Source organism: Streptomyces lateritius, from assembly GCF_014649715.1.
GTDB lineage: Bacteria > Actinomycetota > Actinomycetes > Streptomycetales > Streptomycetaceae > Streptomyces > Streptomyces lateritius.
Genome location: NZ_BMTO01000001.1, coordinates 476,033 through 499,173 on the forward strand (window position 1 = coordinate 476,033; position 23,141 = coordinate 499,173).

The 23,141-nt window shown below is 69.8% G+C and carries 16 protein-coding genes, 1 tRNA gene and 1 pseudogene; 6 read left to right on the top strand and 12 right to left on the bottom strand.

From position 1 onward, the window contains the following. Window positions 1-83: 83 nt before the first annotated feature. Entirely contained in the window at window positions 84-1,487 is a 1,404-nt protein-coding gene (locus IE136_RS02245; RefSeq protein ID WP_158986326.1) for a pyridoxal phosphate-dependent decarboxylase family protein, read from the top strand. Then, window positions 1,484-2,896, top strand: coding sequence for a lysine N(6)-hydroxylase/L-ornithine N(5)-oxygenase family protein (locus tag IE136_RS02250; RefSeq protein ID WP_158986324.1), 1,413 nt, complete (start codon window positions 1,484-1,486; stop codon window positions 2,894-2,896). The genes IE136_RS02245 and IE136_RS02250 overlap by 4 nt, the downstream gene beginning before the upstream one ends. Before the next feature lies 1 nt (window position 2,897). On the opposite strand, the gene IE136_RS02255 is transcribed toward IE136_RS02250, so the two are convergent. Beyond that, window positions 2,898-4,694, bottom strand: a complete 1,797-nt coding sequence (locus IE136_RS02255; protein WP_189599249.1) for a bifunctional metallophosphatase/5'-nucleotidase — start codon at window positions 4,692-4,694, stop codon at window positions 2,898-2,900. Window positions 4,695-4,831: 137 nt separating this feature from the next. On the opposite strand from IE136_RS02255, the gene IE136_RS02260 reads away from it, so the two are divergent. Further along, window positions 4,832-5,506: an SIMPL domain-containing protein gene (locus tag IE136_RS02260; RefSeq protein ID WP_229818595.1), complete on the top strand. Its 675-nt coding sequence runs from the start codon at window positions 4,832-4,834 to the stop codon at window positions 5,504-5,506. A gap of 145 nt (window positions 5,507-5,651) precedes the next feature. Continuing rightward, complete coding sequence (gene pyk / locus IE136_RS02265) at window positions 5,652-7,088, top strand: pyruvate kinase (protein ID WP_189599251.1); 1,437 nt, start codon at window positions 5,652-5,654, stop codon at window positions 7,086-7,088. 20 nt (window positions 7,089-7,108) lie between these two features. Here the strand turns inward: pyk and IE136_RS02270 are convergent. Both IE136_RS02270 and IE136_RS02275 read right to left on the bottom strand, forming a co-directional pair. Beyond that, window positions 7,109-7,701 (bottom strand): annotated as a pseudogene (locus IE136_RS02270) (helix-turn-helix domain-containing protein). Between the two features lie 84 nt (window positions 7,702-7,785). Continuing rightward, window positions 7,786-7,868, bottom strand: a tRNA-Leu gene (locus IE136_RS02275). Window positions 7,869-7,962: 94 nt separating this feature from the next. On the opposite strand from IE136_RS02275, the gene IE136_RS02280 reads away from it, so the two are divergent. Beyond that, window positions 7,963-8,622 (top strand): ANTAR domain-containing response regulator, encoded by a 660-nt coding sequence (locus IE136_RS02280; RefSeq protein WP_158986316.1) that lies wholly within the window; start codon window positions 7,963-7,965, stop codon window positions 8,620-8,622. Window positions 8,623-8,703: 81 nt separating this feature from the next. Here IE136_RS02280 and IE136_RS02285 read toward each other — a convergent pair whose 3' ends face one another. The 8 genes from IE136_RS02285 to IE136_RS02320 all read right to left on the bottom strand — a co-directional run bounded on the left by IE136_RS02285 (window position 8,704) and on the right by IE136_RS02320 (window position 19,264). Next, window positions 8,704-9,420, bottom strand: coding sequence for an ABC transporter ATP-binding protein (locus tag IE136_RS02285; RefSeq protein WP_158986314.1), 717 nt, complete (start codon window positions 9,418-9,420; stop codon window positions 8,704-8,706). Further along, a complete protein-coding gene (locus IE136_RS02290) occupies window positions 9,417-10,445 on the bottom strand; it encodes an ABC transporter ATP-binding protein (protein ID WP_158986311.1) in 1,029 nt (342 codons plus the stop codon). Before IE136_RS02290 ends, IE136_RS02285 begins: the two co-directional genes overlap by 4 nt. 3 nt (window positions 10,446-10,448) lie before the next feature. Then, complete coding sequence (locus IE136_RS02295) at window positions 10,449-12,290, bottom strand: branched-chain amino acid ABC transporter permease (RefSeq protein ID WP_373308973.1); 1,842 nt, start codon at window positions 12,288-12,290, stop codon at window positions 10,449-10,451. Beyond that, a complete protein-coding gene (locus IE136_RS02300) occupies window positions 12,287-13,216 on the bottom strand; it encodes a branched-chain amino acid ABC transporter permease (RefSeq protein WP_158986307.1) in 930 nt (309 codons plus the stop codon). The genes IE136_RS02295 and IE136_RS02300 overlap by 4 nt, the downstream gene beginning before the upstream one ends. A 102-nt stretch (window positions 13,217-13,318) precedes the next feature. Further along, window positions 13,319-14,551 (bottom strand): branched-chain amino acid ABC transporter substrate-binding protein, encoded by a 1,233-nt coding sequence (locus tag IE136_RS02305; protein ID WP_158986305.1) that lies wholly within the window; start codon window positions 14,549-14,551, stop codon window positions 13,319-13,321. Between the two features lie 715 nt (window positions 14,552-15,266). Continuing rightward, window positions 15,267-16,151, bottom strand: coding sequence for a trypsin-like serine protease (locus IE136_RS02310; protein WP_158986303.1), 885 nt, complete (start codon window positions 16,149-16,151; stop codon window positions 15,267-15,269). 245 nt (window positions 16,152-16,396) lie between these two features. After that, complete coding sequence (locus IE136_RS02315; RefSeq protein WP_158986301.1) at window positions 16,397-16,906, bottom strand: PaaI family thioesterase; 510 nt, start codon at window positions 16,904-16,906, stop codon at window positions 16,397-16,399. Between the two features lie 75 nt (window positions 16,907-16,981). Continuing rightward, window positions 16,982-19,264 (bottom strand): FdhF/YdeP family oxidoreductase, encoded by a 2,283-nt coding sequence (locus IE136_RS02320; RefSeq protein ID WP_158986299.1) that lies wholly within the window; start codon window positions 19,262-19,264, stop codon window positions 16,982-16,984. 178 nt (window positions 19,265-19,442) lie between these two features. Between IE136_RS02320 and polA the strand changes: the two genes are divergently transcribed. Next, window positions 19,443-22,097, top strand: coding sequence for a DNA polymerase I (polA, locus tag IE136_RS02325; protein ID WP_229818617.1), 2,655 nt, complete (start codon window positions 19,443-19,445; stop codon window positions 22,095-22,097). Between the two features lie 120 nt (window positions 22,098-22,217). On the opposite strand, the gene IE136_RS02330 is transcribed toward polA, so the two are convergent. After that, on the bottom strand, window positions 22,218-23,090 hold the full coding sequence (locus IE136_RS02330) for a DUF4184 family protein (protein ID WP_189599253.1): 873 nt from the start codon (window positions 23,088-23,090) through the stop codon (window positions 22,218-22,220). Window positions 23,091-23,141 lie beyond the last annotated feature (51 nt).

Sequence of the window (23,141 nt, forward strand, 5' to 3'; positions counted from 1 at the left end):
CTCTCCCCGGGCCCCGTCCCCCGTTCGGGTTACTTGCCCCCGCTCGCCGGACAGACCCCCGCAACCCTCGGCAGGGTGGTGCCATGTGTGCCGCGCCCACGCCGAACTCCCCGCCCCTCGCCGGAGGCCCCTCCGGACCGGCAGCCCTGCGCCCGCTCCTGGACACCGTCCTCACCGCACTCCACGACGGAGCCGTCACCCGCGGCGGCCCCCTGCCCGCCGGAGGACCCGACGCCGTCGCCGCCCGCCTGCGCGAGGCCCTCGGCGAAGCGATCCCCGACACCGGCACCGGCGCCGACGCAGCCCTCCACACCCTCGTCCACACCCTCGCCGCCGGCGCCGCCGACCCAGCCGACCCCCTCTGCGCCGCACACCTCCACACCCCGCCGCTCGCGCTCGCCACCGCCGCCGACCTCGCCGCCTCCGCGCTCAACCCCTCCATGGACTCCTGGGACCAGGCCCCCGCCGCCTCCGCCCTCGAAGCCCTGGTCACCCAAGCCCTCGCCGCACAGGTCTACCCCCGCGCACACCCCGACGCCCCCCTCCCCGACGCCCTCGTCACCACGGGCGGCACCGAGGCCAACCAACTGGCGCTGCTCCTCGCCCGCGAGCGCCACGGCGCCGTCCAGACCGTCGTCGGCGCCAACGCCCACCACTCCTTCCACCGCGCCACCTGGCTCCTCGGCCTGCCCGAACCGGTCACCGTCCCCACCCCCAACGGCACCCTCGACCCCGTCGCCCTCGACGAGGCGCTCACCGACCTCCACGGCCCCCTCCTCGTCGCCGCGACCGCCGGCACCACCGACACCGGCAGCATCGACCCCCTCCCCGCGATCGCCGACCTCTGCGCCGCCCACGGCGCCGACCTCCACATCGACGCGGCCTACGGCGGCCCGCTCCTCTTCAGCGACACCCACCGCACCCTCCTGACCGGCCTCGACCGCGCCCGCACCGTCACCCTCGACCTGCACAAACTGGGATGGCAACCGGTCGCCGCCGGACTCCTCGCCGTCCGAGACGCCGCCGACCTGACCGCCCTCACCCACACCGCCGACTACCTCAACGCCGACGACGACACCGAAGCCGGCCTGCCCGACCTCCTCGGCCGCTCCCTGCGCACCACCCGCCGCCCCGACATCCTCAAGACGGCGGTCACCCTGCGCGCCCTCGGCCGCACCGGCCTCGGCGCACTCGTCGACCAGTGCTGCCGGCTCGCCCAGCACCTCGCCGACCTCGTCGACAAGGCCCCCGGCCTCGAGCTGTACGAACGCCCGACCCTCACTACCGTCCTCTTCCGGCCCACCGACGCCGACGACACCGCCGTCGCCGCGATCCGCCGCAGACTCCTGACCGAAGGCCGCGCGGTCCTCGGCAGGGCCCACGAAGACGGCCGGCTCTGGCTCAAGGCCACCCTGCTCAACCCCCACGCCGGCCCCGGCGACCTCGACACCCTGATCACCCTCGTGGAAGGCGGCACCGACCGATGACCGGCAGCACACCCCAGCGCGACCCCGATCACCCCCACGATCTCGTGGGCGTCGGCATCGGACCCTTCAACCTCTCCCTCGCCGCCCTCGCCCACGGCATCCCCGGCGGCCTCGCCACCGCCTTCTACGAGCAGCATCCGGCCTTCCACTGGCACCCCGGCCTCCTCATCGACGGCGCCACCCTCCAAGTCCCCTTCCTCGCCGACCTCGTCACCCTCGCCGATCCCGCCAGCCCCTGGTCGTTCCTCAACTACCTGCGCACCCGGGACCGGCTCTTCCCCTTCTACTTCGCCGAGAAGTTCCACATCCAGCGCGCCGAGTACGACGCCTACTGCCGCTGGGTCAGCGGCCGGCTCCCCGGCCTGCACTTCGGCCACCAGGTCGACGCCGTCCGCTGGAACCCCGAACGCGCCCTCTTCGAGGTCGACTACACCCAGCTGGACACCGACGGCGAAGCCGAGGCCCTCGGCCGCGCCTACACCCGGAACGTCGTCCTGGGCGTCGGCACCGAACCGTACGTCCCCGAGCCGCTGAAGCCGCTCGCCGACGCCCCCGGCGTCCCCGTCATCCACTCCGCCGACTACCTCGACCACCGCGAGATGCTCCTCGCCGCCGAACACGTCACCGTCATCGGCTCCGGCCAGTCCGGCGCCGAGGTCTTCCTCGACCTGCTCCGGGCACGGCCCGCCGGAGCCGAGAAGATCCACTGGCTGGCCCGCACGGAGGCGTTCGCGCCGATGGAGTACTCCAAACTCGGCCTGGAGCACTTCACCCCCGACTACACCCGCTACTTCCACGCCCTGCCCGAACGGGTACGCGGCGAACTCCTGCCCCGCCAATGGCAGCTGCACAAAGGCATCGACGCCGACACCATCGCCGCGATCCACGACGAGCTCTACCGCCGCACCCTCCACGGCGGCTGGCCCGACGCCGTCCTCACCCCCGGCGTCCAGATCCGCACCGCCGGACGAGTCGCCACCACCAAGGTGGAACTCCACCTCGAACACATCCAGCAGGCCACCCGCTCCCGGCTCACCACCGACGCCGTCGTCCTCGCCACCGGCTACCGCGAACGCCCCGTCGACCGCATGCTCGCCGGCCTCGACCCCTACCTGCGCCACGACTCCGCCAACCGGCCCCGCATCGACGACGCCTTCCGGCTCGTCCTCGACGAGTCCGTCACCGGCTCCGTCTACGTCCAGAACGCCGAGAAGCACACCCACGGCGTCGGCGCCCCCGACCTCGGGCTCGCCGCCTGGCGCAGCGCCACCATCCTCAACTCCCTCACCGGCAAGGAGCCGTACCCGCTCCCGTGCCGCACCGCCTTCACCAGCTTCGGTCTGGAACGGCGAGAGGCGCCACGCATCCCGGCCCAGGGCCAGGTGCTGACGCCTCTCACACAGAGCTGAACTAGAAGACGGGCGTGCCGTTCCGGGTCAGCTTCCAGTCCACCGAGGCGAACTGGCCCGGGTCGACCGTCCCCTTCGCCCGCACCCACTGAATGATCGTGTTACGGATCTCGTCCGAGTCGGCCCACAGCTGCGGGGCGCCCGCCACGTGCGGGAACGCGCCGCCGCCGCTCGCCCGGTAGTTGTTCACCGCCAGCACGAACCGCGCCGCCGGATCGATCGGCCGGCCGTCGAAGGACAGGTTCACGATCCGCGAACCGGCCGGCTGCGCGATGTCGATCTCGTACGTGAGGCCGTACACCGCGTCGTAGTTGTAGTCCGGGATGCCACCCGCGTTCGTCAGCTTCGCGGGCTCCACCGGCGCGCCGGCCGGGGTCTGGACGTAGTACCTCGCCGAGTACTCCAGGTAGTCCTTCAGCTGGGCACCCGTCAGAAGACGCGCCTCCAGCGTGTTCTCGAAGGGGTAGAGCCCGGCGGCGTCCTTGATGGTGACCTCACCGGACGGGATCGCGGCGGTACGGGAGAAGCAGGACGCCTGCGAGAGGACGGGGAGGGCGGCGTACTCGCCGCCGGCCAGCGCCGCCTTCACCGTCTCCGCCTGAACATGGTTGATCAGGTCGATGATCGGCTCGTCCTTCCACGGCGCGTCGGCCGTGGCCATGGCGGCGGTCGACGTCCCGATCACCTGGTTGACGTATGCGACGACCTTCTTGTGCTCGTCGGCGAGCAGTCCGGTGATCTCCAGATCCTCGGCCACCGTGTTGGAGTTCAGAACCCGCGCGCCGACCTTCTCCACCGTCCAGCGGCCCTTGCCCCAGACCAGGTCGAAATCGAACAGGGTCAGCCGCTGGCCCCACTTGAGCGGCTCGGACAGCACGACGTCCTGACCGGTCTCCTTGTTCCTCACCCGGTACTCCGGGATCTCGGTGTGGGCATGCCCGACCAGGATCGCGTCGATGCCCGGCACCTGCTCGGCCACCAGACCGGCCGCGTTCTCGACGTACGGAAGCTGGTCACCGTACGAAGAGGTGCCGCTGGAACCGGAGTGCGCCGAGACCACGACCACGTCGGCGCCCATCGACCGCAGCTTCGGCACCCACTTCGCTGCCTGCTCCTCCAGACCCGGGAAGACCATCTTTCCGGACACGTTCGCCTTGTCCCAGATCGCGATGCCCGGGTTGGTCAGGCCGAGTATCGCCACGCGCACGTCCCGGCCGTGCGGAGTGCACAGCCGGTGGATGCTGTACGGCGGGAAAGCGGGCCGCAGAGTCTTCGCGTCGAGCGCGTTGGCACCGAGCAGCGGGAAGTCGCACTGCTCCTCGAACTTCCGCAGCACCGGAATGCCGTAGTTGAACTCGTGGTTGCCGAGCGCCGCCGCGTCGTATCCGATCGCGTTCATGGCCTGCGCCATCGGATGGACCGGGCCACCCGTCCGCGTGATCGGGTCGATCTTCGCGTAGTAGTAGGACAGCTGGGTGCCCTGGATCGTGTCACCGGCGTCGATGAGGAGGGTGTTGCGCCGCCCCTTCTCCTCGCGCACCTGGTTGACCAGCGTGGAGATCTTCGCGAGACCCACGTCGTTGTGCGCCTTGTCGTCGAACTCCTTGTCCGTGAAGTAGTCCCAGTTGAAGACGTTGCCGTGGAGGTCGGTGGTGCCCATGACGGTGAAGGAGTACCGCTTGGCCGGCTTGGGGGGACGTCCATGGGCCTGCGCGGGGGCGGCGACCCCCGTCGTCAGGGCGGCTCCGGCTCCGACGGCGACGGAGCTCTCCAGGAACGTCCGGCGGTTCAGCGGCATGTGATCTCCTTGGTGGTTCGATGGCGCACAACGCGCGTAGATTCTGGCTCAGACGCCACCCGGGCAACAGACCTTTCGGGTTACGGAGTGGGAAAGTGTTCCGGACCGCACCCGCCGGCCTGACGAGGGAGCCCCCAGTGACGACGACCGAACACCCCACCCCCGAAGCCCCGCAGGTAGCGGTGCGCGGCGAGGCACGACTCGAAGTGGACCCGGAGATCGCCCGCATCGCGGTGACGGTGGCCGCACGCGGCTCCGACCGGCGAGCGACCCTCACCGATCTCACCCGCCGCAACGCCCTCGCCGCCGAACTCGTCACCTCCTACGGCGACGCCGTCGAGAGACTGGAGACCGGCGCCTTCTCCATCGCCCCCGAAACCGGCCGCCACGGACGCGGCGAACGAGTCCGCGCCTACCGGGGCGGCGTCCGGCTGACAGCCGAACTCAACGACTTCACAGCCCTCGGTGAACTGGTCACCCGCCTCGCCGATCTCGAACTCACCCGCGTGGAGGGGCCCTGGTGGGCCCTGCGCCCGGAATCCCCGGCGTACGAAGAGGCACGCCGCAAAGCGGTGGGGGAGGCGGTCGAGCGCGCCCGCGCCTACGCGGCGGCCCTCGGCACGAGCCTCGCCGCCCTCCTCGAACTCTCCGACACCGGCATGGTCCCGCCACCCGCGCTGATGGGCGGGACCCGGATGGCGTTCGCGGCGGAATCGATCGACGAGGCCCCACCGCTCGACCTCGAACCCCAGCGCCAGACCGTCACCGCCGAGGTCACCGCCCGCTTCACGATGCTCCCGCCGAAGCTCTAGCCGTCCTTCGTCCTGGCCCCTCACGTGCTCATCGGAGCACCCCGCCGCACAGATTCAAGTCTTGTCAATAACCTTTCACGCAAAGGTTGTTGAACAGTCATGCCAGGCCGCTTCTCTACCCGCCGGTAAGCCCTAGGCTCGAACCATGCGCCGAGCCAAAATCGTCTGCACCCTGGGCCCCGCCACCCACACATACGACCAGATCAAGGCACTGGTCGAAGCCGGAATGGACGTCGCCCGCCTCAACCTCAGCCACGGCACCTACGCCGAACACGAGGAGCGCTACCAACGCGTCCGGAAGGCCTCCGACGAAACCGGCCGCAGCATCGGCGTCCTCGCCGACCTTCAAGGTCCGAAGATCCGCCTCGGCCGCTTCCTCGACGGACCCGTACTCCTTGAACGCGGCGACACCTTCACCATCACCGTCGAACCCGTCGACGGCGACCGCCACATCTGCGGCACCACCTACGGCGGACTCGCCGACGACGTCACCACCGGCGAACGCATCCTCGTCGACGACGGCCGCGTCACCCTCGAAGTCACCTCCGTCGACGGGCCCAGCGTCCACACCCGCGTCATCGAAGGCGGCATGGTCTCCGACCACAAGGGCCTCAACCTCCCCGGAGTCGCCGTCTCCGTCCCCGCCCTCTCCGACAAGGACGTCGACGACCTCCGCTGGGCCCTCCGAACCGGCGCCGACGTCATCGCCCTCTCCTTCGTCCGCAGCGGACGCGACATCAAGGACGTCCACCGCATCATGGACGAGGAAGGCCGCCGCCTCCCCGTCATCGCCAAGATCGAGAAGCCCCAGGCCGTCGACAACATCGACGACATCGTCGCCGCCTTCGACGGCATCATGGTCGCCCGCGGCGACCTCGGCGTCGAAATGCCCCTCGAACAAGTCCCCATCGTCCAGAAGCGCGCCATCAAACTCGCCAAGCGCAACGCCAAACCGGTCATCGTCGCCACCCAGATGCTCGACTCGATGATCGACAACTCCCGCCCCACCCGCGCCGAAGCATCCGACGTCGCCAACGCCGTCATCGACGGCACCGACGCCGTCATGCTCTCCGGCGAGACCAGCGTCGGCCGGCACCCCGTCGAAACCGTCAAAACCATGAGCCGCATCGTCGAAGCCGCCGAAGAGGACATCCTCGCCAAGGGCCTCCCCCCGCTCACCGAACGGAACAAGCCCCGCACCCAAGGCGGCGCCGTCGCCCGCGCCGCCGCCGAAATGGGCGACTTCCTCGGCGCCAAATTCCTCGTCGCCTTCACCCAGTCCGGCGACACCGTCAAACGCCTCTCCCGCTACCGCTCCCCGATCCCCCTCCTCGCCTTCACCCCCGACCCCGCCACCCGGTCCCAGCTCAGCCTCACCTGGGGCGTCGAAACCTTCCTCGGCCCCCACGTCGACTCCACCGACGCCATGGTCGCCCAGGTCGACGAAGAACTCCTCCGCATCGGCCGCTGCCGGAAAGGTGACGTCGTCGTCATCACCGCCGGCTCCCCACCCGGCGTCGCCGGCTCAACCAACCTCGTCCGCGTCCACCACATCGGCGAAGACGACAACCCCGCCGCCTGACCACGACCACGACCGCGGGCTCAGGACCTGGGCCCCACGTCAGGTCCATGAGCGACGGACGGCTTGCGCGCGACCGAGATGTTCCGCGCGGTGCGCGACTGGCCGGTGGCCTTCCACTCGACACCGACACGGTCAAGGGCGGCGGTGAAGAGCCCGGTGATGTCGGCGGACGAATTGGTGAAGAAGTACCGGGGGTACTCGTACCGCTTGAGCCGGCCACCGATGATCTTCTCGATCCAGTTGGCGATCCGGGATCCGTCGGAGTGGATCAGCCCCCGGATGAACGCCCACGGGTGTGCGTTCACGATCTGTTGCTGCCACGACTCCAGGACGATGGCCCGCTCGTGCTTCTTCCCGGGCCTGATGTGGCCGTCGCCGAGGTAGAGCCCGAGCAGACAGGCGTACGCAACTTCGTTCAGCTCACCCCATCGCAGCGTGGACATTTCGGGCTGTGCCGCCCGGGACACTCGCCGCGCTTCGCACGGTCGACGTGCTTCCAGTAGCTGATCGTGCCCGTGGGGACGTTGAGCTCGCGGGCCACGTCGGCGTTCTTCGTCCCGCCTCGGAGGAGGATGAGCGCTCGCTGTCGCACCTCTGTGCCATGGAAGTGCATGCGACTACTCTGCGCAACGCTTCCTGGCGGCACGTAGCAAAAAGCGGACATTCACACGAAGGTGAACGTCCGCTTCGGAACCAGTACCGGGTGCGGGACTCGAACCCGCAAGCCCTCTCGGGCAGAGGTGTTTGAGACCTCCGTGTATACCGTTCCACCAACCCGGCAGGGTGACCGCGTGCAGCATACCGTGTGCGCGCTGGCCAAGCCCACTAGGTAGGCTTCACGGTGCAGCGCCACGCCCCGCAACGAGGAGCCCCCGTGACCGCCCCCGAGTCGCCCCAGCCCGCCGCAGACGACGTCGACGCGTCGCACGTTCCGCCGCTGACGACCCGTGTCGTCATCGCCGAGGACGAGGCCCTCATCCGCCTCGACCTCAAAGAGATGCTCGAAGAAGAGGGCTACTCGGTCGTCGGCGAGGCCGGTGACGGCGCCACGGCCGTCGAGCTCGCCCGCGAGCACCGCCCCGACCTGGTCATTCTCGACGTGAAGATGCCCGTCCTCGACGGGATCTCCGCCGCCGAGAAGATCGCGGGCGAGTCCATCGCCCCGGTCCTCATGCTCACCGCCTTCTCGCAGCGCGACCTCGTCGAGCGGGCGAGGGACGCCGGTGCCATGGCGTACCTGGTGAAGCCGTTCAGCAAGAGCGACGTGGTGCCGGCGATCGAGATGGCCGTGTCCCGTTTCGCCGAGCTGCGGGCGCTGGAGAAGGAGGTCGCGGACCTCTCCCAGCGGCTGGAGACGCGCAAGCTGGTCGACAGGGCGAAGAGCATCCTGCAGACGCAGTACGGGCTGACGGAGCCGGCGGCGTTCCGTTGGATCCAGAAGACGTCGATGGACCGTCGTATGTCGATGCAGCAGGTCGCGGAGGCGGTCATCGAGGACGCCGAGGAGAAGAAGGCGGCCAAGGGCCAGCAGTAGTGCCGTAGGACGAGGACGACGAGAAGGAGGCCCGCCCCACAACGCTGTGGGGCGGGCCTCCTCGTTCTCGGAGCCGGGGGCTCAGTCCTCGCCGAGGTACGCCTTTCGGACGGACTCGTCGTGGAGGAGGTCCCGGCCGCTTCCGGACAGGACGACCTTGCCGATCTCCATGACGTGGCCGTGGTCGGCCAGGGCGAGGGCGGCCTGGGCGTTCTGCTCGACGAGCAGGATGGTGGTGCCCTGGGCCTTGAGTTCGGCGATGGTCGCCATGATCTTCTGCATCATGATCGGGGAGAGGCCCATGGAGGGCTCGTCGAGCATGAGCAGTTTGGGCTGGGACATGAGGGCGCGGCCCATGGCGAGCATCTGCTGTTCGCCGCCGGAGAGGGTGCCCGCGGCCTGCTTGCGGCGTTCCCCGAGGATGGGGAAGAGGTCGTAGGCGCGCTGGACGTCCTTGTTGATGCCGGCGGTGTCTTTGCGGAGGAAGGCGCCGAGGAGGAGGTTCTCCTCGATCGTCATCCGGGGGAAGATGTGGCGGCCTTCGGGGGAGTGGGCGAGTCCGAGAGAGACGATCTTGTGTGCGGGTGTCTTCCGGAGGGACTTGCCTTCGAACTTGATCTGGCCGCCGACGGGCTTGAGGAGTCCGGAGAGGGTGCGGAGGGTGGTCGTCTTGCCGGCGCCGTTGGTGCCGATCAGGGTGACGACCTCGCCGGCTTCGACGGAGAACGAGATGCCTTTGACGGCCTCGATCTTGCCGTAGGCGACGCGCAGGTCCTCGACTTCGAGCAGTGCGGTCATGCGTCGTTCTCCTTGCCCGAACCGGGGGCCTTCGGGGTGTCCTCGGCCGCGGTCTCTGTGCTGTCCGTGGCGGCGTCGGTGGCCTCGTCGGCGTCGGAGGGCTCGGGGTCGGCGTCCGTGCCGGTCGCCTCCTCCGCGGTCGCCTCCGCGGTCGCCTCTTCGGCGGCGGCCTCCGCCGCCTCGACCTCGGCCACCTCCTCCTCGCCGGGCGCGCCTTCGAAGGGCTCGCCGAGGTAGGCGGCGATGACCCTTTCGTCGCTCTGGACGGTCTGGCTGTCGCCTTCGAGGAGCTTCTCGCCCTGGACGAGTACGGCGACCCGGTCGCAGAGGTTGAAGATGAAGCGCATGTCGTGCTCGATGACGAGCACGGCGACGCCCATGTCCCGGATGGCGAAGATGAGCTCTTCGGCGGCCCGGGTCTCCTGGGGGTTCATGCCGGCGGTGGGCTCGTCGAGGAGGATGAGGCCGGGGTCGCTGGCGAGGGCGCGGGCGATTTCGAGCTTGCGCTGCTCGCCGTAGGGGAGGTTCTTCGCGAGGTGGTCGGCCTTGTGCTTGAGGCCGATGAACTCGAGGAGTTCCAGGGCTCGCGTCTCCGCTTCGGCTTCGGCCTTCTTGAAGCCGGGGAGGCGCAGGAGGGCGGACCAGAGGCCTTCCTTCATCCGGGTGTGACGGCCGACCAGGACGTTCTCCAGGACGGTCATGTTGCTGAAGAGTCGGATGTTCTGGAAGGTGCGGGCGATGCCGGCGTCGGTGACCTTGAAGGACTTGGGCGGCAGCACGTTGCCCTTGTAGCGGACTTCGCCTTCGGTGGGGATGTAGAGACCGGTGAGGCAGTTGAAGAAGGTGGTCTTTCCGGCGCCGTTGGGGCCGATGAGACCGACGATCTCTCCGCTGTTGACGGTGAGGTTCACGTCGCGGACGGCGGTGAGGCCGCCGAAGCGCATGGTGACTCCGCGGGCGTCGAGCACGGGCTCGCGCTCGGGGACCGCCGGGGCGGTGTCCTTCGTCGTGGTGGTGGTGGTCATGGTTCAGGCACCTGCCTTGGCGAGCGTGGCGGGCGCTTCGGCGTTCTCGTGGAACTCGAGCTGGTTGCGCCGGTTGGCGATGATGCCTTCGGGGCGGAACCGCATGAGCAGGATCAGCGCGAGTCCGAAGGCGAGCAGCTGGTAGTCGCCCATGAACTGAAGCTTGTTGGGGATGAGGAAGAGCAGTGCCGCGCCGACCAGGGGGCCGCTCATGGTGCCCATGCCGCCGAGGACGACGGCTGCGAGCAGGAAGGCGGAGTTGGGCGGGATGGGGCCGGCGAAGAGGTACTGCTCGGGTGTCACGGTGTAGGTGACGTGGGCCTGGACGGTGCCGGCGACGCCGGCGAGGGAGGCGCCGAGGGCGAAGGCGATGAGCTTGACGCGGAAGCCGTTGATGCCCATGGCGAGTGCGGCGGTCTCGTCTTCGCGGATGGCGACCCAGGCGCGGCCGATGCGGGAGTTGCCGCTGCGTCGGAAGACGAGGACGACGACCGCCATGATCAGCAGCATGAGGAAGAAGTAGTTGGCGAAGCGTCCGATGGTGAATCCGGCGATGGAGTGTTCCATGCCGAAGTCGAAGCCGAAGATGTTGAGGTTCGGGATGGACGCGATGCCGTTGGAGCCGTTGGTGATGTCCGGACCGGAGGTGCCGTCCGTGTTCATCATGGTGATGCGGAAGATCTCGCCGAAGCCGAGGGTCACGATGGCGAGGTAGTCGCCGCGCAGCCGCAGGGTCGGGGCGCCGATGAGGACGCCGAAGATCAGGGAGGCGCCGGCGCCGACGAGGACGGCGGCCCAGAAGGGGAGGTGGATGCCGAGCGGGGAGGTCGGTGCGCCGGAGACGAGGGCAGCGGCGTAGGCGCCGACGCCGAGGAAGGCGACGTAACCGAGGTCGAGCAGGCCGGCGAGGCCGACGACGATGTTGAGGCCGAGTGCCACCGTCGCGAAGATCAGGATGTAGACGCCGATGGTGGCGTACTGGTCGTCGGTCTGGGTGAAGGGGAACAGGGCGGCGGCGATGAAGGCGCCGGCGATCGTGAGGTTCTGGTGCTTCGCCGTCAGCTGGGTGGCCTGCTGGATGAGGCCGGACTTGGTGAGTGCGGCGAAGCCGAGGCCGGCCGTGATGAGGAAGCCGATGAACAGCTCGTCGTACTCGGTGCCGATGCCGTAGGTGAAGATGCCGAGGCCGGTGGCGAGGATGCCGGTGATGATGAGGATCTCGACGGCGGAGGGCAGGGGGCGCAAGGTGCGGGCCTGGCCCGCGGCGAAGGAGGCCTTGAAGGTCTGCCAGCCGTTGGCGGCCTTGTGCCGGAACTGGGACCAGCTGTCGTCCTCGGGGTCCACGGGGTGGAGTTCGGGACGTTCGAAGGGCAGGGCCAGGGTGCCGATCAGGGTGAGGAGGGTGGCGACGCCGACGACGGCGCCTCCGGGCTCCAGGTTGATCGGGCCGCCGAGCTGGACGCTGATCGCGACGATCGTGTACCAGGCGGTGGCGAAGGAGGCGAGTGCGGAGAACTTGAGCGCCGCGTCGGCGCCGGCGGGGGTGAGCCAGCGAGTGCCCTTGACTCCGTACGAGGAGAGGCTGAAGAGGACGGTGAGCAGGCCGGTCACGAGGACCTGCCACTGGAGGCCGCCCGGGTAGCCGTAGACGGTGAGGTCGCCGGGGAAGGCGGCCGTCCAGGTCCAGGAGAGGAAGCAGCTGACCACTGTGAGGGCGCCGCCGCCGAGGATCAGGGCCCGGGCGGTGGTGAGGGGCAGCGGGAGGAGTCCGGTCGCCTTGGCGGGCGTGGGCTCGGGTGCGGCGGGGGCCGTCGTGTTCTCGGAAGTTGTGGTCATGGTGGTCACGCCCTGTCCGCGACGCGCTCGCCCAGCAGGCCCTGGGGCCTGAGGAGGAGGACGACGATGAGGAGTACGAACGCCCAGACATCGGCCCAGGACTGGCCGCCGAGCTGCTGCATGCCGGGGATGTGGTTGATGTAGGCGGTGGCCATGGTCTCGGCGATGCCGAGGACGAGCCCGCCGATCATGGCGCCGTAGATGTTGCCGATGCCGCCGAGGACTGCGGCGGTGAACGCCTTGAGTCCGAGGAGGAAGCCCATCTTGTAGTCGATCTGACCGTACTTGAGGCCGTAGGCGACGGCTCCGACGGCGGCGAACGAGGCGCCGAGTGCGAACGCGATCACGATGATGCGGTCGGTGTTGACGCCCATGAGCCGGGCGGTGTCCGGGTCCTGGGCCGTGGCCTGCATGCCGCGTCCGATGCGGGTGCGCATGACGAAGAAGGCGAGGAAGGCCATGCAGATCGGGGCGGCGATGACGAGGAAGACGTCACCGGTTCCGATGGTGATCGGGCCGAGCTCGATCGGGCCGCCGGGGATCTGGGGGAAGGTGCGGGCCGACTTGGCCTCGGGGTACCAGGCCCAGACGGCCTGCTGGAGGGCGAGCGAGAGGCCGATGGCCGTGATGAGCGGGGCGAGCTTGGGTCCGCCGCGCAGCGGCCGGTAGGCGAAGCGTTCGGCGCCGACGGCTATGGTCGTGGCGACCAGGATGGCGCCGATGATCATGAGGGGGAGTGCGACCCAGAGGCTGGTGCCTCCGGGGAGCATGAGCCAGACCGTCAGGGCCCCGAAGCCGCCGGTCATGAAGATCTCGCCATGGGCGAAGTTGATGAGCTGGACGATGCCGTAGACCATCGTGTAACCAACGGCGACCAGCCCGTACATGGATCCCAGTAGCAGGCCGTTGACCAGCTGCTGCGGCAGTTCGTTCACCGCATTGTCCTCCGAGACTTTCGACGGATGTGACACCGCGCGGGGCGCTTGGTACGGCGCCCCGCGCGGCGAAGGTGGTGCTGGGTGGTGAGGTGGGGCGGATCAGCCGCCGAAGGTGCCGGACTCGATCGGCTTGTGGGCACCGTTCTGGACGCCGTACACGGTCAGCTGCTTGTTGGTGGTGTCACCGAACTCGTCGAAGGAGACCTTGCCGGACACGCCCTCGAAGGAGATGGTCTGCATCGCCTCGACGATCTTGGCGCGGGCGTCGGAGGGCAGCTTGCCGCCGTTGGCGTCCACGACCTTCTTGACGGCCTCGATGATGGCCCAGGTCGAGTCGTAGGAGTAGCCGCCGTACGCCTCGTACGCGTCCTTGTAGTTCTCGGCCTTGTAGTTGGCGAGGAACTCCTTGGCGGACGGGAGCGTCTCGATCGGCGCGCCGACCGAGGTGGCGATGTCGCCGTTGGCCGCGGCGCCGCCGAGCTTGATGTACTCGGCGCTGTAGAGCGCGTCGCCGCCGACGACGATGACCTTGGCGCCGGCTTCCTTGATCTGCTTGGTCAGCGGGCCGCCGGCCGGGTACTCGCCACCGTAGTAGACGACGTCGGCGCCGGAGCTCTTGACCTTGGTCGCGACGGCGCTGAAGTCCTTGGTGTCGGGGTTGACGTGGTCGGTGCCGACGACCTTGCCGCCGAGCTTCTCGAACTCGCCCTTGAAGGTGCCGGCGAGGCCGGCGCCGTAGGTCTTCTTGTCGTCGATGATGAAGGCCTTGGTCTTCTTGGCCTTGTTGACGACGTACTGGGCGGCGAACGGGCCCTGGATGGCGTCGGTGGTGGCGGTGCGGAAGTAGGACTTGTAGGTCCGCTTCTTCTCACCGGTGTTCCACTTGGGGCCCTGGCTGAGCGCGGGGTTGGTGTTGGCCGGGGAGACCTGCACCAGGTTCGCGTCTTCGAAGACCTTCTGCATCGACTCGGCGACGGAGGAGTTCAGGGGGCCGACGACGCCGACCACCTCCTTGTCGGCGACCAGCTTGGTGGCGTTCTGCTGGCCGGAGGAGGGCTGGGCCTGGTCGTCGAGGGCTTCGAGCTTGAAGGTGATGCCCTTGACGTACTGCTTCTTGTTGGCCTGCTTGACCGCGAGGTCGGCCGAGTTCTTGATGCCGAGACCCAGCGCGGAGAGGTCGCCGGTCAGGGGCGCGTCGAGGCCGATGACGACGGTCGAGTTGCCGCCGCCGGCGGCGTCGCCGCCCTTGTCGTCGCGCGAACCGCAGGCGGTGAGGGTGAGTGCTCCCGCGGTGATCGCGGTGGTGAGGATGAGCAAGGAACGGTGTCGCACGAAGAATCCTTTCCCTGGCGCGGCCCCCTCGAGCTGAGGCGGTGCCGATGAAGCTGTAGCAAGAGGTGCCGTGGTGAATGCCGGGCCGTACTGGGATGACTGGTGATGCGGGTCGTGCAGTGGACGCGCCCGGCGGCGCGGTGACTGGCGGTGACTCTAAGCGCAGGTGGAGGAGGTGGGGAGCGGCGAGGTCAGGATGTGACTGTCTTGTTATCGCGAGGGGGAGAGGAGGTGGACAGCGGGTGGGCAAAATGGGGCATAACGGTCAGCAATGAGGTGTTCACATAGTGAGAACGTGCAGTTCCGCTCAGGGGCTTGAGCCGATCTTGCACCTGTCGACACGGAATGGACGGTGTCCGAATAGCGGACAAGCGCTCAAATCTGAGCGGACGAAGCGCTGAGCCCGTCACTCCGCTTCCGGGTTGCGCGGGTGTTACGCACTGTTACGGCCGGGCGGGCGGGGCGCCCGGTCCCGCTTCCGCCGTCGCGCCCGCCCTCGCCCCTCGTGCCCGGTCCCGCCCTCGCCCTCGTCCCGCGTGCCCGGCTCCGCCCTTGCCGTCGCGCCCGCCCTCGCCCTCGCGTCGTAGGGCCGTTCGCCACGGGAAAGCCGCCGGCCAGGGCCGCGCGACAGGCGGTCCTGGCCGGCGTGTGCGGCGACAGTGCCCCGGGTGCCACGCTAGGGGAGGGTGGGGCGGAGGCACAACAGCCGCACCGTTTACGGCAGTTGTGTGAACGGCTTCAGGAAGTCCCGGGCGCCGGGTGTGTCGAGGCGGTACACGACATTCGTGGCGTAACAGGGCGTGTCGCCCGTGATCGTGGTGGCGACCAGGGTCCGCTTCCCGTTCAGCGTGGCGAAGTTGGGACCGCCCGAATCGCCGTAGCAGGCACCGCCGTTGCCCTGTGGCGCGCTCATGGAGAGCCGGATCCAGGCGTCGTTGAGCGCGTTGAACGTCACGGGCGCCTTCAGCCGGACACCGCCTCCCGGATGGGTGTGGCCGCCCGGGCCTCGCCGGGCCTCCTGGGTGCCGTAACCGGCGACGACGAAGGAGGTGTCGTTCAGCCCCTGCGGGCCGAGCGCCGAGAGCGCGCCCGCCTTGGGCAGCGCCGCCGGCGTGAAGGACCAGCGCTCCTTCAGCTTCGCGGCGGACAGCTGGACCACCGAGATGTCGTGGTTGTCGGAGGCCGGGCCGGGATAGGCCGGGTGGTTGTGCGCGGTGCCCTCGACCGCCACGGCCCGTGCCACGGCGGACGGGTCGCCCGGGTGCTCGGCGGCCGCCTTGTCGAGGCCGCCCTGCACGTCCTGGTCGAGGGAGACGTAGAACCGCACGTTCTCCGGCCAGTCGGTGGTGCAGTGCGCCGCGGTCAGGAAGGTGTCCGCGTCGATCATGGTGCCGGAACAGACCCAGTCGACCCGGTCGGGCGTGCTCGGGTCGCCGTCGTTGTCCCAGGTCGCGACCAGCGCGCCGACCTCGGTGCGCTCGGGTGCGGGGGTCGCGTTGTACGAGTTGATCGCTGCGGACGGGATCGCGGTGGCGAGAACGGCAGCGCAGGCCGCGGCGGCGACTGCGCTCGCCACGGTCGTGGTGCGTACGGCGGTCAAGAAGAACCCCTCGGTGTGTGAGTGGAACGGGTGTTCTCCTGTGGGGGAGGCCGCCAGTGAAGCGGGTGTCGCCCGGCGGGGCAAGAGGGTCCGGAGACATCGGTGTTGGGGACCGGGGCCGGGTACGACGGCGGCCCGGTACGGGGGAGCCGTACCGGGCCGCGCGTGTGGAGTGCGTCCTCGCCGTGATCCGCGAGGTACGTGGGATCCGTGAGGTGCGCGGGATCCGTGAGGTACGTGTGCGGTCAGGCGCCCGCCGCCGTGCTCGTCCCGGCGTCCGGGACGTTCGCCGCGTCCTTCGCCGTGACCTCGCGGAGCATGCAGGTCAGCCGGGCCGTGCAGACCCGCTTGTCGTGCTCGTCGGTGATCACGATCTCGTACGTGGCCGTGGAGCGCCCGCGGTGGACGGGCGTCGCCACACCCGTCACCAGGCCGCTGCGGACCCCGCGGTGGTGGGTGCAGTTCAGGTCCACACCCACGGCGATCTTGGAGACGCCGCCGTGCAGCATCGAGCCGATCGAGCCGAGCGTCTCGGCGAGCACCGCGGACGCGCCGCCGTGCAGCAGTCCGTACGGCTGGGTGTTGCCCTCCACCGGCATCGTGCCGACGACCTTGTCCGCCGAGGCCTCGACGATCTGCACGCCCATCCGGTTGCCGAGGTGCCCGGCCGAGAAGAGAGCGGGAAGGTCCACGCCGAGTGCGGCGTACTCCTCGATGACTTCCGGCGGGAACTTCACGTGCTGCTGCTCACCCATCGGCCCGGCTCCGTTCGTCTTCGTACGGCTGCTGATCAACAGATCCGCTGATCACTGATCCGCCTGAGCAAACGCTTAGGCGGGCTGTGATTGTTCCAGACGCACGACGACGGACTTGCTGGCGGGGGTGTTGCTGACGTCCGCCGTGGACTCCAGCGGCACGAGGACGTTCGTCTCGGGGTAGTACGCCGCCGCGCAGCCGCGGGCCGTCGGGTAGTACACCACCCGGAAGCCGGGCGCCCGCCGCTCGCTGCCGTCCTTCCACTCGCTGACCAGGTCGGTGTACGCCCCGTCCGCCAGACCCAGCGCCGCCGCGTCCTGCGGGTGGACCAGCACGACGCGGCGGCCCCCCTTGATGCCGCGGTAGCGATCGTCGAGGCCGTAGATCGTGGTGTTGTACTGGTCGTGCGAGCGCAGGGTCTGCAGCAGCAGCCGGCCCTCCGGGACCTCCGGGTACTCGACGGGCGCGGCGGTGAAGTTGGCCTTGCCGGTGGCCGTGGGGAAGCGCCGCTCGTCACGCGGGGCGTGCGGGAGCGCGAAGCCGCCCGGGTTCGCGGCCAGCCGGGCGTTGAAGTCGTCGAATCCCGGTACCACGCGCGCGATGCGGTCGCGGATCGTGGCGTAGTCCTTCTCGAACTCCTCCCAGGGGGTGGCCGACCGGGCGCCGAGCACGGCCCGTGCCATCCGGGCCACGATCGCCGGCTCGGAGAGCAGGTGCGGGCTCGCGGGCGGCAGGTTGCCGCGCGAGGCGTGCACCAGGCCCATCGAGTCCTCCACCGTCACGAACTGCTTGCCGGAGGCCTGGACGTCCTTGTCGGTGCGCCCGAGCGTTGGCAGGATCAGAGCGCGCCTACCGGTGACCGCGTGCGAGCGGTTCAGTTTCGTCGAGACGTGGACGGTCAGCCGGGCGCGGCGCATCGCCGCCTCCGTGACCTCCGTGTCGGGCGTGGCTCCGACGAAGTTTCCGCCCATGGCGAAGAAGACCTTCGCCTCGCCGTCGCGCAGCGCCTGGATGGAGCGGACCACATCGAGGCCGTGGTGGCGCGGCGAGACGATCCCGAACTCCTTGTCCAGGGCGTCGAGGAAGGCGGGCGCGGGCCGCTCGAAGATGCCCATCGTGCGGTCGCCCTGCACGTTGGAGTGGCCGCGGACCGGGCACACACCGGCGCCGGGGCGGCCGATGTTGCCGCGCAGGAGGAGGAAGTTGACCACTTCGCGGATGGTCGGCACGGAGTGCTTGTGCTGGGTGAGTCCCATCGCCCAGCAGACGATGGTCCGCTGCGAGGCGAGGACCATCTCCAGGGCTCGCTCGATCTCGCCGCGGGTCAGGCCGGTCGCGGCGAGCGTCTCGTCCCAGTCGGCCGCCCGCGCGGCGGCCGTGAACTCCTCGTACCCGTGCGTGTGCTCCCGTACGAACTCCTCGTCGACGGCGCCTTCGGTGTCCAGGATCAGCTTGTTGAGCAGCCGGAAGAGGGCCTGGTCGCCGCCGATGCGGATCTGCAGAAAGAGGTCGGTGAGCGAGGCGCCCTTGAGCATGCCCTGCGGGGTCTGCGGGTTCTTGAACTTCTCCAGGCCGGCCTCGGGCAGCGGGTTGACCGAGATGATCCGCGCCCCCGCGGCCTTGGCCTTCTCCAGGGCGGAGAGCATCCGGGGGTGGTTCGTCCCCGGGTTCTGCCCGGCCACGATGATCAGGTCGGCCTGGTGGAGGTCCTCCAGGGAGACGCTGCCCTTGCCGATTCCGATGGTCTCGTTGAGTGCCGAACCGGACGACTCGTGGCACATGTTGGAGCAGTCCGGCAGATTGTTCGTACCGAACTCGCGGGCGAAGAGCTGGAGAAGGAACGCGGCCTCGTTGCTGGTCCGCCCCGAGGTGTAGAAGAGCGCCTCGTCGGGGGAGGAGAGGGCGCGCAGCTCCTCGGCGATGACCGCGAAGGCTCGCTCCCAGGTCACCGCCTCGTACCGCTCGGCGCCCTCCGGCAGATACATCGGCTGGGTGATGCGGCCCTGCTGCCCCAGCCAGTAGCCGCTGCGGTTCGCCAGGTCGGAGAGGGGATGGGCGGCGAAGAAGTCGGGTGTCACCCGGCGCAGCGTCGCCTCCTCGGCGACCGCCTTCGCCCCGTTCTCGCAGAACTCCGCCACATGCCGCTTGTCGGCCTCGGGCCAGGCGCAGCCGGGGCAGTCGAAGCCGTCCTTCTGATTGACCTTGAGCAGGGTCCGCGCGGTACGCCGCACGCCCATCTGTGCCTGCGCGATCTTGAGGGTGTGCCCGACGGCGGGGAGTCCGGCGGCCGCGTGCTGGGGCGGCGCGACCTGCGGTGCGTCTTGGACCGGGTCGCCTGCGGGCGGCTTGCTGACCATCGCGCTCTCCCTTGAGCGGTAATCCTGTGGCGTACGTCTTCGATCCTGTCACGGACCACCGACAGCGGGTGCCCGCAACCGGGCGTGGACGGGATTGTCAGCGGTCCGTGGCAGGATCGTGTGCGTGGCCGAGACAGCATCGAAGAAGACCGAAGAAAACCGTCCCCGCCTGCTCCTCATGGACGGGCACTCCCTCGCGTACCGGGCGTTCTTCGCGCTGCCCGCGGAGAACTTCACGACCGCGAGCGGACAGACGACGAACGCGATCTACGGCTTCGCGTCGATGCTGGCGAACACGCTGCGCGACGAGGCGCCCACGCACTTCGCCGTCGCGTTCGACGTGTCCCGCAAGACCTGGCGCTCGGCGGACTTCCCCGAGTACAAGGCGAACCGTTCGAAGACCCCGGACGAGTTCAAGGGGCAGGTCGAGCTGATCGGCGAGCTGCTCGACACGATGAACGCGGTGCGGTTCGCGGTGGACGGCTTCGAGGCCGACGACATCATCGCCACGCTCGCCACCCAGGCCGAGGCGGCCGGCTTCGACGTCCTGATCGTCACCGGCGACCGCGACTCCTTCCAGCTGGTCACCGACCACGTGACGGTGCTGTACCCGACCAAGGGTGTCTCCGAGCTGACGCGCTTCACCCCGGAGAAGGTCCAGGAGAAGTACGGTCTGACCCCCTCGCAGTACCCCGACTTCGCGGCCCTGCGGGGCGACCCGTCCGACAACCTGCCGGGCATCCCCGGTGTCGGGGAGAAGACGGCCACGAAGTGGATCAACCAGTTCGGGTCGTTCGCGGAGCTGGTCGAGCGCGCCGACGAGGTCAAGGGCAAGGTCGGCCAGGCCCTGCGCGACCACCTGGAGTCGGTGAAGATGAACCGCCACCTCACCGAGCTGGTGAGGGACGTCGAGCTGCCCCGGAGCGTCGCGGACCTGGAGCGCGCACCGTACGACAGGACGGCCCTCAAGGGTTTCCTGGAGATCCTGGAGATCCGCAATCCGAGCCTGCGGGAGCGCCTGCTCGCCGTGGACCCCGGCGCGCAGGAGGACGAGGCCCCGGCTCCCGAAGCGGGCGTCGAGCTGGACGGCACGGTCCTGGGCGCGGGTGAGCTGGCCTCGTGGCTGGAGCAGCACGGCGGACAGCCGCTCGGTGTCGCCACCGTCGCCACCTGGGCGCTGGGCGTCGGCAACGTCAGCGAGGTGGCCCTCGCGGCGGCCGACGGCAAGGCCGCATGGTTCGACACGACGCGGCTCGACGAGGCCGACGAGCGGGCCTTCGCCGGCTGGCTCGGCGACCCGGCCCGGCCGAAGGTGATGCACAACGCCAAGGACGCGCTGCGGGTCTTCCCCGAGCACGGCTGGCACATCGAGGGCATCACGATGGACACCGCCCTCGCCGCCTACCTGGTCAAGCCGGGCCGCCGCTCCTTCGCCCTGGACGCGCTCTCCGTCGAGTACCTCCACCGCGAGCTGGCCCCCGCCGCGGCCGACGGTCAGCTGGCCTTCGGCGCCGACGAGCACGCCGAGGCCGACGCGCTGATGGCTCAGGCCCGCGCCGTCCTCGACCTCGGCGACGCCTTCGGCGACAAGCTGGCCGAGGTGGGTGCGACCGAGCTGCTGCACGACGTGGAACTGCCCACGTCGCTGCTGCTGGCCCGGATGGAGCGGCACGGCATCGCCGCCGACCGCGCCCATCTCGAGGCCATGGAGCAGCAGTTCGCCGGCGCGGTGCAGCAGGCGGTGAAGGAGGCGCACGCCTCGGTCGGCCACGAGTTCAACCTCGGCTCGCCCAAGCAGCTCCAGGAGGTGTTCTTCGGTGAGCTGAACCTGCCGAAGACGAAGAAGACCAAGACCGGCTACACCACGGACGCGGACGCGCTGGCCTGGCTGGCCGGCCAGACCGAGCACGAGCTGCCGGTGATCATGCTCCGCCACCGCGAGCAGGCCCGGCTGCGTTCCACGGTCGAGGGCCTGATCAAGACGATCGCCGCCGACGGCCGCATCCACACCACCTTCAGCCAGACCGTGGCCGCGACCGGGCGACTGTCGTCCACCGACCCCAATCTGCAGAACGTGCCGGTCCGCACCGACGAGGGCCGGGCCATCCGCCATGGCTTCGTCGTCGGCGAGGGCTTCGACGCCCTGATGACGGCGGACTACAGCCAGATCGAGCTGCGGGTGATGGCCCACCTCTCCGAGGACGAGGGCCTCATCGAGGCGTTCACCTCCGGCGAGGACCTGCACACCACCGTCGCCTCCCAGGTCTTCGGCGTGGAGCGGTCCGCCGTCGACGCGGAGATGCGGCGCAAGATCAAGGCCATGTCCTACGGTCTGGCGTACGGCCTGTCCGCCTTCGGTCTCTCCCAGCAGCTGAACATCGAGGCGGGCGAGGCGCGCGCCCTGATGGACACGTACTTCGAGCGCTTCGGCGGGGTACGGGACTATCTGCGCCGGGTCGTCGACGAGGCCCGCGCGACCGGCTACACCGAGACGATGCTCGGCCGCCGCCGCTACCTCCCGGACCTGAACAGCGACAACCGCCAGCGCCGCGAGGCGGCCGAGCGGATGGCGCTGAACGCCCCGATCCAGGGCACGGCCGCGGACATCGTGAAGGTCGCCATGCTGAACGTCGACCGGGCCCTGCGGGACGCCGGACTCGCCTCCCGCATGCTCCTCCAGGTCCACGACGAAATCGTCCTGGAACTGGTCCCGGGCGAGCGCGAGCGGGTCGAGGCTCTCGTCCGCCAGGAGATGTCCTCCGCGGTCACCCTCCGCGCCCCGCTCGACGTCTCGATCGGCGTCGGTCCGGACTGGGAGTCGGCGGCACACTGACGCGCCCCGGCCCCACCCCCGTCCGGGGGGGGTGGGGCCGGGGCGGCGGGTGTCGGTGGGCCCGTTTCGGCCGGCTCGGGGGCGGGGAAGCGGCCTGCGGCTCCACGCCGGCCGGTGAGTTCAGCGAGATCCCGGGCGGGAGCGCACCGGCTCCCGATCCTCGGCCGGCGCCGGGGTACGGGCCGGCGCGGGAGGCGTCCTTCGCAGCCGCATCCCCGCCCCGTACAGCACCAGCCCCACGGCGAGCCCCGCGCCGCCCCCGAAGCACGCGGTCGGGATGATGTCCAGCGGTGTCTCGACGCGTCCCCAGTACGCGTACCAGCGCAGGCAGCGATGCACGATCCCGGCCAGGACACAGACCCCGATCAGCCCGCCGGCCAGCCACCGCCCCCGCCGCCCAAGGACCGGGACCTCCGGCGGCGGTGACGCGGCCGCGGAGCTCGCGCTCAGCGCCCGTGCGGTGAACCACACCAGCAGGCCGAGCGCCAACGCCGAGCCGCCGTACTGCAGATAGAGATAGACCGGGAAGCCGGCCACGATCTCCCCGAGCAGCGGCACGGCCCGCGTGCCCCAGCGGTCCAGGTGGGTGAAGGAGTCCCAGGCCACATGAGTCGTCGCCCCCACCACCGCGGAGAGGAAGAACCAGGCGGCCAGCGCGGGCGCGGGCCGCTCGCGCCAGGAGCGGCCGCGGACGAACCCGTACACCCGCCCCCGCCATCGCGCTGGCAACAGGGCCACCAGTGGCTCACGCACCATCAGCCACACCGCCACCAGTGCCGCGGTGATCAGCACATCGACCGTCGCGATACCCACCGGAGAGTGGGTGACGTCGCCGAAGACCATCGCCTCCGGGATCGCGGTGGCCGCGAAGTAGGTCATGTCGGGCGAGAACGACCCCGCCACGAGCGCGGAGGCGACCAGCGGCCCGCGCGCGGTGCCGTCCCTCCGGAGCGCCGGCAGCACCGCGGCGGCATGACTGAGCGTGAACGGCATGGAACTTCCCCCTCGAGAACCGGTCCGGCCCAGTATGCGCGAGTGATGTCG